Here is a 10,948-nt window from a genome sequence, read left to right on the forward strand (position 1 = left end):
GTCAAAGCATCCGAAAGCGTTCCTTCGTTGCGCTCGCCCGGATTTGAGCGCATGGCCTTTTTGATTGGCGAAGACACTTTCCCGAAGGACGTTTGTATCATGGCCGCGAATTGGGCCCCCGACAGCTGGACCAAGGCCGAGGCCCGCCAGCTGCCCGACTATCCGGACGTCGACGCGCTCGATCGCGCCACCGATCAGATCAAGAGCTTTCCGCCGCTCGTGTTCGCGGGCGAAGCGCGCAATCTGACGGCAGAGCTCGCCAAGGTGCAGGCCGGCAACGGCTTCCTGTTGCAGGGCGGTGATTGCGCCGAATCCTTCGCCGAATTCCACCCGAACAACATACGCGACACGTTCCGCGTCATCCTGCAGATGGCGGTCGTCCTCACCTTCGCCTCGAAACTGCCCGTGGTGAAGCTCGGCCGCATGGCAGGACAGTTCGCCAAGCCGCGTTCGGCCCCCACCGAGGTGATCGACGGCGTCGAACTGCCGAGCTACCGCGGCGACAATGTCAACGACATCGCGTTCACGCCCGAGGCACGCATCCCGGATCCGCAGCGGCTGATCCGCGGCTACACGCAGTCGGCGGCGACGCTCAACCTGCTGCGCGCCTTCGCACAGGGCGGCTATGCCAATCTGCACCAGGTCCATCGCTGGACACACGACTTCATGGGGCGCAGCCCCTGGGCGAAGAAATATGCCGAAACCGCCGATCGCATCGGCGAGGCGCTGGATTTCATGGCGGCGTGCGGCATCGATCCAGAGACTGTGCCGCAGCTGGCGCAGACGCATTTCTACACCAGCCATGAGGCGCTGCATCTCCCCTACGAGCAGGCTCTGACCCGGCAGGATTCGCTTACCGGCGACTGGTACGACACGTCCGCGCACTTCCTGTGGATCGGCGACCGGACGCGCTTCGAAGGATCGGCGCATGTCGAGTTCCTGCGCGGCATCGGCAATCCGATCGGCGTCAAATGCGGCCCCAGCCTCGAGCCCGACGTGTTGCTGCGGCTGCTCGATACGCTCAATCCGGCGCGGGCGCCCGGGCGCGTCACGCTGATCACGCGCTACGGCTTCGACAAGATCGAGGCCGCGCTGCCGCGCCTGGTCCGCGCGGTGACGCGCGAGGGGCATCCGGTAGTGTGGAGCTGCGATCCGATGCACGGCAACACCGTCAAGGCGGTCACGGGCTACAAGACGCGTCCCTTCGACCGCATCCTGGCAGAGGTGCGCGGCTTTTTCGCGGTGCATCGCGCAGAGGGCACGCATGCGGGCGGCATTCACGCGGAAATGACGGGCCAGAACGTCACCGAATGTACGGGCGGTGCGATCGACGTGACCGAACAGACGCTGGCGGACCGCTACCACACGCACTGCGACCCGCGGCTCAACGCCGGGCAGAGCCTGGAGCTCGCCTTCCTGCTCGCAGAGATGCTCAACGCCGAAATGGCCGAGCGCCGCAAGGCGGCGGCCTGACGCGCCTGACGTCAAGCAGGGGCGCGAATGGGAAATTCCGCGCCCCCGCTTGACGCCGACGCGCCCACCCCGTAGAGGCGCCCCTCCACCACGGACGGCCCCTTCGTCTAGCGGTCTAGGACGTCGCCCTCTCACGGCGAAAACACGGGTTCGAGTCCCGTAGGGGTCACCATAAAGCGGTCGCTCGCGGTTCCGATACTGGTGGTCTCAGACCGATGTGAGACATTCGTCGCTTTTCGCTGCGGGCTGGCATCAACGCTGTCGCCGCGGGGCATCCCGCTTTCCTTGTCGGATCGTCAGGCAGGTGTCGACGACGACGCTTGCGCGCTTGCCCGCTGCCGCGCTGGCGATAGGGTCGCGTCGCGAATGCGACAGGATGCCATCATCATGAACGTTACGGGCGATCGGCGACACTTTCTCGGGGCTGCCATGCTGGTGCCGGCAGTCGGGGCGTCCGCCGCGCGCGTCCTCGCGGCTTCTGGCACGAGCGCGGGGCCGGGCATCGCGCTGGCCTTGGCCCGCGAGCGGTCGTCGCGGATCGGCAACCTTCGCTATGCCATCGCGCTCGAACTGACTGCGCGCGAGGCCGCGGTCGGGACGGTCGAGATCCGTTTCGACCAGACGCGCGGCGGCGGCGACTTGATCCTCGATTTCCGCGGGCTCTCGATCAGCGACCTCACGATCAACGGACGGCCCGCGCGCGCCGATATCGCCGACGGCCATGTCGTGCTGCCGGGATCGATGCTGAAGGCCGACAGCAACGTCGTTCGCGCGCGTTTCGCGACGCCAATCGCCGCCGCCGGCGCGGCGATCATCCGCCATCATGACGACAAGGACGGCGCGGACTATCTCTACACGCTGCTCGTCCCTTCGGACGCCAACCTGCTGTTTCCTTGTTTCGACCAGCCGGACTTGAAGGGGCGCTTCACGTGGACGCTCACCGCCCCCGCAGGCTGGACCGTGGTCGCGAACGGTCGCTCCCTGGCGAAGGACGCGGTCGGTGCCGGCACCCGCTGGCGTTTCGCGGAGACCGAGCCGATCTCCACCTATCTCGCCGCCTTCGCGGCCGGCCCCTGGGCGAGTTGGACCTCGGCGCTCGAGGGTCAGGGGGCGATCACACTCTACGCCCGCGCGTCGCGTCGGGCGGAGGTGGACGCAGACGTCCAGATCGAGACCAACCGTTCCGCCGTCCGCTGGCTCGCGGACTGGTTCGGCGTCCCCTTCCCCTTCGCCAAGCTCGACCTCTTGCTCGCCCCCGCCTTTCCGTTCGGCGGCATGGAGCATGTCGGCGCGATCTTCTACAACGAGGACCGTTTCGTCTTCCGCGAGCCGCCGACGCTGCCGCAGCGCCTCGGCCGCGACGCGACGATCTACCACGAGATCAGCCACCAGTGGTTCGGCGACGACGTCACCATGCGCTGGTTCGACGACCTCTGGCTCAAGGAAGGGTTCGCCACCTACATGGCCGCACGCATCCAGGCGGAGCTGCAACCCGACAGCAACGCCTGGACGACCTTTCTGCTGTCGACCAAGACGCCCGCCTATCGCGCCGATGCGACCAGCGGCACGCAGGCGCTGTGGCAACCGCTCGACAATCTCGATGCGGCGAAGAGCAACTACGGGCCGATCGTGTACAACAAGGCGCCCGCGGTCATCAAACAGCTGGCGTTCCTCGTCGGCGAGGCCGGTTTCCGACGCGGGCTGCATACGTTTCTGACCCGCCACGCCTATGGCAATGCCACGTGGCAGGAATTGCTGGGCGCGATCAGCGCGGCCTCCGGCGTCGACCTGGGCGCGTTCGGGCGCCATTATATGCTTCGCGCCGGCCTGCCACGCGTCGAGACGCGAATGACGCGATCCGGCGGCCGGATCGGCTCGCTCGCGCTCGTGCAGCGGCCGGCGCAGACGCTCCGGGGCGACACCGGCGGCGCGTGGCCGATGAAGGTGCGCGTGCGGCTCGGCTATCGCGACCGTGCCGACGTCGTGCTCGACGCGGCCTTCAGCGGTGACACGGCGATGGTTCGCGGCGCATCGGATCTTCCCGTTCCGGATTACGTGTGGCCGAACGACGACGACCAGGGGTACGGCCTGTTCCTTCCCGACGACCGCACCGTCGACTGGATCATGACGCACGTCGGTACGGTGCGCGATACGCTGCTGCGCGCGTTGATGTGGGGCGGTCTGTGGGACACGGTCCGCGACGTCCGGCTGAGGCCCGACCGCTACCTCGAGGTGGTGCTCGACCGCCTGCCCGACGAGCGGGACGAGCAGATCTCCCGCGCGATCCTGTCGCGCGGTGCGACCGCCCTCAACGTCTATCTCGCCGACGAAGCGGCGGCGGCCCTGCGCCCGCAGTGGGAGCGCGCGCTGATCGCCCGTCTGGACGATACGCGGCTCGGCTACGGATTGCGCAAGGACGCGCTCGACCGGCTCGTCGCTACGGCGCGAACGCCGCTCGCGCTGACGCGTCTGCGTGATCTGCTTGCCGGGCGGGCGACGTTCGCGGATGCGGCGATCCGCCAGCCTACCCGCTGGGCCATCGTGACGCGACTTATCGCCATCGCAGCGCCCGATGCGCAGCAATTGTACGAAGCAGAGCGACGCCGCGACCAGTCGACCGAGGCGGTCAAGGATGCGTTCGTTGCACGCGCGGCGAGCCCCGACAAGACCGTCAAAGCCGCCTATTTCGGTCGCTACTTCGACGATCCGACGCTCAACGAGGCATGGGCGAGCGAAAGCCTGGGCCCGTTCAACACGATCGAGCAGGCATCCCTGACGCTGTCCTTCCTCCGCCCCGCCCTCGACCGGCTGGACTGGATACGCCAGAATCGGCGGATCTTCTTCCTGCCCGGCTGGATCGACGCGTTCATCGGCGGCCAGCGGGATGCCGCCGCGCTGGCGGTGGTCGACGCCTTCCTTGCGTCGCGCACCGCAGTGCCGCCGGACGTGCGCCGCAAGGTGCTGACCGCGCGCGACGAACTGGCGCTGACCGTCCGCATCCGTCAGGGGGCCGCGGGATCGGCGCAGCGCACGCCGTAATCGCCGGCGGCACCACCCGATCGAGCGCGCGTTGTGGCACCATGATCCTGCTCGGCATGCCCCCTGCCCCGCCTGTCACCGCGACGGCTCCAGCCAGCGTGCCGGCGATGCGATGGCACAAGCGCGTCCTGTTGATCAGCGCGTCCGACGCGGACGATCCCCGGCTGGTCGAACAACGCGGCATGCTCCAGGCATGGCGCACGGGTGCGGAGGATCGCGATCTGGTGGTGATCGAGATCCTGGGCGAAAGAGTGATCGGCGCGGGCGGCGGCGCGGGCGCCTTGCGACGGCGCTACCGATTGCCCGCTTCGGGATTTGGCGTGGCGCTGGTCGGCAAGGACGGCGGCGTCAAGCTGCGCCGGTCTCGACCGGTCGACGCGGCGATGCTGGCGGAGACGATCGACGCGATGCCGATGCGCCGCGCCGGGGGACGTTAGCCTGCGATCCAGCCAGGCTGGATCGGGGCGGAGCCAGTCCGCTTCCGGGGCGCGCAATATTTGGCGTTCACGCTTCCGCGCCGGCATCGACGTTGCGGACGGCGGTGCGACGCCGCCACGATCTGCAGCGTCCCGCTAGGCCCGGTTTCGTCGCCGTGGAGGCGGCGAACGAGTCCCGCATCGAATAGAGCAGGACGCATGCCGCCAGGCTTCCGCAGACGGGGAGAGCGGTCGCGCTCGTCGTCAGCAACGAGCCGCCCGGCACGAGCCGCCATGCCAGGGCGACCGGCCCCGCGGCGACGATCGCCGAGAAGAGAAAGTTGCCCAAGGCCGCCGCCACCTTCAGCGTCGCAAGGAAGAGGCCGACGGGCGTGGCTTCGCCACCCGCACCCTCCCTAAGCGTCCGCTGCACGATATCGGTCAGCAATGCCCAAATGGCGAGGTTCATGCCGCCGAACGACGCGCCAAGCCCCACCAGCAGTACCGGCTCGGCGACCGAGGCGGGTGCGATCATCAACCCGAACATCGCGGCGATCGCCGCGCCATGGGCGCCGATCGCGATCGTCCGCGGCGGGAGCCGCCGCGATGCCGCCATCCACAGGGGAAGCGTCAGCGATTGCGACAGCGTGATCGTCAACAGCGCGGGTCCCGCCCAGCTGGGATCGGCATGAACCGCCTTGCCGTAAAAGGGCAGCGCACGCTGGAACAGGGGCACCAGCGCCGCCTGGAACGCGATGACGCCCAGCAGGCGGCGGAACGCGGCGTCCCGCGCATAATAGCGCAACAGGCGGTCGGGCCGCACGTTCGCAGATGCCCCCGGCGCCTCGAGCCCGCGCGTCGCATAGAGCGCGCCGAACAGGGTCGCGACATAGAGCATGCCGCCGCAAAGCGCACCGACGGCGAAGGAGGCCCGCTGTGCCTCGGGCAATGTGTGCGCCAGGCTCGATCCCGACGCCAGCGCGACGAGCGCGACACCGCCCGCGCTGAACAGCAGCCGCATGCCGGAGACGCGCGCGGCATCACCCGGTGCCGACGCCACCCGGATGAGCAAGGTATTGTGCCCGACGTCACAGAGCGAATAGCCCAGGCGGCAGGCGATGATCGCCGCGGCGACCGGACCCGGCGCATGCAGCGCGAAGGCAAGCCAGAACCCGATCCCGCACAGCGGCGCACCGACGACGATCAGTCGCCCCAGCCGGCCGCCCCCGTCGGAGCGGTCGGTCCAGCGCGCGACGACAAGATCGAACGCCGCATCCCAGAGCAATGTTGCCGCCAGCAAGGCGCCGCCGACCAGCGGCGGAAAGCCACCGACGGAAACCAGGTAGAACAGCATGATGCTTTCGAAGCTGTTCCACACCACGCTCTTGCCCAGATTGGCCGCGCTGTAGCCGACCTGCGTGGCGAGCGGATGCGACCGGGCGGGCGCTTCGGCGGGGGCATCGGCGTTCATCGTCCGCCCCTCTAGCCAGCCGGATTTTCATTTATTTGACACTGCGGAAATATAAAAGGCCCCTCCATGACCCGCCCCCCACGCCCCCAGATCGCCCTGAGCGAACCACAGAAGCGCGTGTTGATGCAATTGCGGATCAAGGGAGCGGCGTCGCGCGGCTGGCTGGCACAGGCGTTGGGGACGAACGGCGCGACGATGACGCGGCTGACGCAATCGCTGCTGGCGCTCGATCTCATCGAGGAGCTCGACCTCGCCGAGGAACGGGGGCGCGGACGGCCGACCATTCCGCTCGCGGTGTCCGGCCGCGGCGGCTGGGCGATCGGCGCCGCGCCCTATCCGGGCTGGCTCGAGCTGGTCATCGTCGATTTCCGGGGCAACCCGGTGGTTCACGACGCGTCGCCCTTCGACGATCCGGATCCCCGCGTCTTCGCCCGCGCGGTGGAAGCCCGCCTGCACGCGCTCGCGGCGACGCATGGGTTCATGCGGGGGAAGTTCCTGGGCTTGGGAGTCGCGGTGCCCGGTTACGCCCTGCCCGGGCGTCGCGATCGGCGGATCGTCGTCGATCGTGTCGCCGGATGGAACGACGTCCCCCTGACCGAGGTGATCGGCGATGCGCTCGGGATGCCGGTCTGGATCGAGAACGACGCCAGCGCCGCGGCACTCGGCGAATATTATCAGCCGGGCATCATCGATCGCTACCGCTCGGTCATGACGCTGTTCCTGGGGCATGGCATCGGCGGCGGGCTGATCGCGGAGCGCGACCTTTTTTTGGGCGAGCACGGCAACGCGGGCGAGGTCGGTCGGCTGTTTCCGGGCCACCGCGAACGGCCGTCGGGTATCGACCTGTTGCTCGTCCTGCGTGACGCCGGCGCGGCGATCGATTCTCTCGCGCAGGTCGAGGGTCTGCTGCATCGTTACGCACCAACGATCGACCAGTGGACGCAACGCGTGATCGGGCAGCTGGACATGGCGATCATGAGCGGCACCGTATGGCTCGATCCCGGCGCGGTCGTCCTGTCCGGCGCGCTTCCCATCGTCCTGCTGCAGCGAATCGCCCGGGGTCTCAGCGAACGCCTGCACGGGCGAGGCGACGGCTATCGCTCGTCGCTGCCGTCGATCCATGCCTCGGCGATCGGCAGCAAGGCCGTCGTGATCGGCGCCGCGATGATCCCGGTCCACGCGATCACTGCGGCGGAGACGATGATGATTTAATTACATGTAAGAAAATAATAGTGTCACATTCCGTCCCCACTGCGCCGCCATCGCAAGGCAGAGGGGGCTCGAATGAGGAACATGTTATTGGTCGGGGCAGCGGTGTGCGCGATGGCGGCCGCGACCCAATCGGCGTCGGCGCAGGACACGGCGGATCGCGCGTCCACCACGTCGGACGCGAGCACCACGGCGCAGGACGAGGATCGCTCAGACATCATCGTCACCGGTTCGGCGCGCGAGCAGCGTCGCTTCGACGTGTCCTATGCGGTGAACTCGCTGTCGCAAAGCGACATCCAGAAGCTCGCACCCAAGAGCACGACCGACCTGATCGGCGCGCTGCCGGGCATCCATGTCGAGGCGACGGGCGGCGAGGTCCAGAACATCACGCGCGTCCGCGGCATTCCCACCGATCGCGGTTTCCTCTATTATCAGCAGGACGGTCTGCCGCTGTATCAGGAACTCGACGGCTACTTCTTCAACCAGGGCGACGGCATGAACCGCCTCGACCTGATGACCGACCGGGTCGAGGTCGTGCGCGGCGGTCCGGCACCGATCTACGCCAGCACCGCCGCCGCCATCGCCAACGTCATTACCGTCACCGGCACCGCGACGACCCGCGGCAAGGTGCAGGCGACGCTGGGCGACACCGGCTATTACCGGCTCGACGCCTATCAGGCCGGCCCGCTGTCGAAGGACACCTATTACGCGATCGGCGGGTTCCTGCGCTACCATGACGGCTACCGCAACTCCGGCTTCCCGAGCGATCGCGGCGGTCAGATCCGCGCCAACATCAAGCACGATTTCGGCAACGGTTTCGTCAAGATCACCGGCCAGTACACCGACGATCACAACCTCTTCTATCTCTCGATCCCGACCAACGACCCGCGCAATCCGGCCGTCAGCCTCGACAAGTACGTCGATTATTTCTCCGGCACTATCAACACGCCGGCGCTGCGGTCGGTGAACATCAAATATCGTGACGGCGCGGGTGTGATCCAGAACCAGCGCGGCGACCTCGCCAACGGTCGGCACATGATCTTCGGCAACGTCGGCCTGGATTACGAGGGCGACTTCGGCGACTGGCACGTGTCCGCCAAGGGCGGCTATACCCAGGGCAAGGTGCGTTTCGACGCCTTCTACTCGACCTCCAACCCCGTCGACGCGACCACGTTCGCCAACGGCTTCCTCCCGGCGGCGACCACGGCGTTCGGTGCCGGGGTGGCGCGGATGGGCTATGCGATCGCCGGCACCGGCGGTCAGACCGCGTACAATCCGGCAAACGATTCGGGGCTGGTGATGCAGGCCCAATATCGCTCGATCGCGAGCGATTTCACCTCCGCTCAGGGCGATCTGTCGATCACCCGCAAGTTCGAGACTGGGCTCGGCACGCACGACATCCGCATCGGCACCTACGGTTCGCTGTGGGGTCAGACCAATTTCAACGTCTACCAGAATTATCTGGTCGAGGTGAAATCGCAGCCGCCCGTCCTCGACCTCGTCGCCTATTCCGCCAACAACGCCGTGCTCGGTTACGTCACGGACAATGGCGCGCTCACCGATGCGTCGTCGCTCGGCGGTGGCCATGCCGACGGCCAGTTGATCGCGCTCTACGGCACCGACACCTGGGACATCACCGACAAGCTGCGCATCGACGCGGGCCTGCGCCAGGAATGGTATACCTTCAGCGGCTTCGGCCGCGTCACCGGCGCCTACAATCTGGGTGACGCGACGACCCTCGCGGACAACAGCACTCGCGGCTTCACCGGCGCGATCAACAGCACTCGCATCAAGCTGAACGCGACCAACTGGACGGTCGGCGCCAATTACGACGCCAACGGCCATATCGGCATCTATTTGCGCGCCTCGCAGCTTCAGGTGCCGCCGACATCGAACATCGTCACCAACGTGCCGCTGCCGGCAGTGATCTCGACCAAGGCCAAGTTGTACGAGGCCGGCGTGAAGCTGCTCACGGGCGGGTCCTATCTGTACATCACCGGCTTCTACACCCGCTTCGACCCGCTCAACGCCAGCTTCGCGGCGTTCAACCCCGTGACGGGCCGCGCCGATGTCACGACCAACTTCGTCGGCATCGCGGAGAACAAGGGCCTGGAGGCGGACGGCCTGTTGCGCGTTCGCGGACCCTTCTCCCTGGCCGGTTCGGTGACGTTCCAGAACCCGCGCTACCTCAATTTCACCAGCAGCACGGGCGCGGACGCGCGCATCGCGAACGGCAAGCAGATCATCCGCGAGCCCAAGCTGTATCTGAACGTACGCCCGACGCTGGACTTCACCGCCGGCGACGCGAAGATCAGCGTGTACGGACGGTACGATTACGTCGGCAGGCGCTTCACCGACTTCGGCAACACCACCGCTTTGCCGGCCTATGGCTCCTTCGGTCTCGGCGGCATGCTAACGTCGGGTGACTGGCAGTTCCAGGTCGCCGGCGACAACATCACCAATGCGCACGGCTTCACCGAGGGCAACACGGCGGGGGACCGGTTCGGCCAGGGCGTACCCACCGCCATCTTCGGGCGGCCGCTATTCGGCCGCAACGTGCGCCTGATCGTCAGCCGCAAATGGTAACCCCACGGAGGATGTCCCCCCACCGTGGCGCCTGACGCGGGCGGCCCGTCGCGGCCGCCCGCCTTTTTCGATGGAAATGTTCATGCAACGCCTGCTCCTCGCGGCCGTCACCGGTCTGCTCGCCTGTTCCGCCGTTCAGGCGGCGCCGCCGGATGCGCTTGGTCGCATCCGCGATCCGCGCGGAGGCCTGATCGTGATCGCGCATCGCGGCTGCCATGAAGCCGCGCCGCTGCACGGGTTGGGCCCGACTCCCGAAAATTCCGCCGCCGCGCTCGCGCAATGTGTCGCATTGGGTGCCGACGTGATGGAAACCGACGTCCGGCGCAGTCGGGACGGTGCGCTCGTGATCATGCACGACGAGCGTGTCGACCGCACGACCGACGGCACGGGACGGGTCGCCGACCTTACCCTCGCGCAGCTCAAGGCGCTCCGACTCCGACAGGACGAGGGCGGTGCGGGGGCGCCGCTGTCGGACCAGCGCGTCCTTACCCTCGACGAGATATTGGCGCTCGCGAAGGATGGGATCGTCCTCAACCTCGACGTCAAGGACGCAATCTACGGGGAAGTCGTCGATGCCGTCCACCGCGCCGGCGCAACCGATCGCGTCATCGTCAAGACGTCCGCCGGAATCGCCTCCGTGCCGCTTGCATCGATCCCGCCCTATGACCGTGTACCCTTTGCGTTGGGGTGGACGCCCCCTGACGGCATCGATGTGCCAGAGTGGAGGTGTTGAAGCACCACTGCAGGAGGCATC

At 67.4% G+C, this 10,948-nt stretch carries 7 protein-coding genes and 1 tRNA gene; 7 read left to right on the forward strand and 1 reads right to left on the reverse strand.

All coding sequences use genetic code 11. The features are described 5' to 3' along the window. Positions 1-99 precede the first annotated feature (99 nt). The 4 genes from IQ292_RS16745 to IQ292_RS16760 all read left to right on the forward strand — a co-directional run bounded on the left by IQ292_RS16745 (position 100) and on the right by IQ292_RS16760 (position 4,949). Complete coding sequence (locus IQ292_RS16745; protein ID WP_203311471.1) at positions 100-1,473, forward strand: class II 3-deoxy-7-phosphoheptulonate synthase; 1,374 nt, start codon at positions 100-102, stop codon at positions 1,471-1,473. 96 nt (positions 1,474-1,569) lie between these two features. Further along, a tRNA-Glu gene (locus tag IQ292_RS16750) sits at positions 1,570-1,645 on the forward strand. A gap of 215 nt (positions 1,646-1,860) precedes the next feature. Then, a complete protein-coding gene (locus IQ292_RS16755) occupies positions 1,861-4,512 on the forward strand; it encodes a M1 family metallopeptidase (protein WP_238941198.1) in 2,652 nt (883 codons plus the stop codon). A gap of 41 nt (positions 4,513-4,553) precedes the next feature. Further along, on the forward strand, positions 4,554-4,949 hold the full coding sequence (locus tag IQ292_RS16760; RefSeq protein WP_238941199.1) for a DUF4174 domain-containing protein: 396 nt from the start codon (positions 4,554-4,556) through the stop codon (positions 4,947-4,949). 67 nt (positions 4,950-5,016) lie between these two features. On the opposite strand, the gene IQ292_RS16765 is transcribed toward IQ292_RS16760, so the two are convergent. Beyond that, positions 5,017-6,399 (reverse strand): MFS transporter, encoded by a 1,383-nt coding sequence (locus IQ292_RS16765; protein WP_203311472.1) that lies wholly within the window; start codon positions 6,397-6,399, stop codon positions 5,017-5,019. Positions 6,400-6,465: 66 nt separating this feature from the next. Between IQ292_RS16765 and IQ292_RS16770 the strand changes: the two genes are divergently transcribed. The 3 genes from IQ292_RS16770 to IQ292_RS16780 all read left to right on the forward strand — a co-directional run bounded on the left by IQ292_RS16770 (position 6,466) and on the right by IQ292_RS16780 (position 10,927). Next, on the forward strand, positions 6,466-7,611 hold the full coding sequence (locus IQ292_RS16770) for an ROK family transcriptional regulator (protein ID WP_238941200.1): 1,146 nt from the start codon (positions 6,466-6,468) through the stop codon (positions 7,609-7,611). Between the two features lie 72 nt (positions 7,612-7,683). Then, positions 7,684-10,194, forward strand: a complete 2,511-nt coding sequence (locus IQ292_RS16775) for a TonB-dependent receptor (protein WP_203311473.1) — start codon at positions 7,684-7,686, stop codon at positions 10,192-10,194. Positions 10,195-10,276: 82 nt separating this feature from the next. Further along, a complete protein-coding gene (locus IQ292_RS16780; RefSeq protein ID WP_238941201.1) occupies positions 10,277-10,927 on the forward strand; it encodes a glycerophosphodiester phosphodiesterase family protein in 651 nt (216 codons plus the stop codon). Positions 10,928-10,948: the final 21 nt, after the last annotated feature.

Origin of the sequence: Sphingomonas beigongshangi (genome assembly GCF_016820445.1) — a bacterium.
Classification (GTDB): Bacteria; Pseudomonadota; Alphaproteobacteria; order Sphingomonadales; family Sphingomonadaceae; genus Sphingomonas; species Sphingomonas beigongshangi.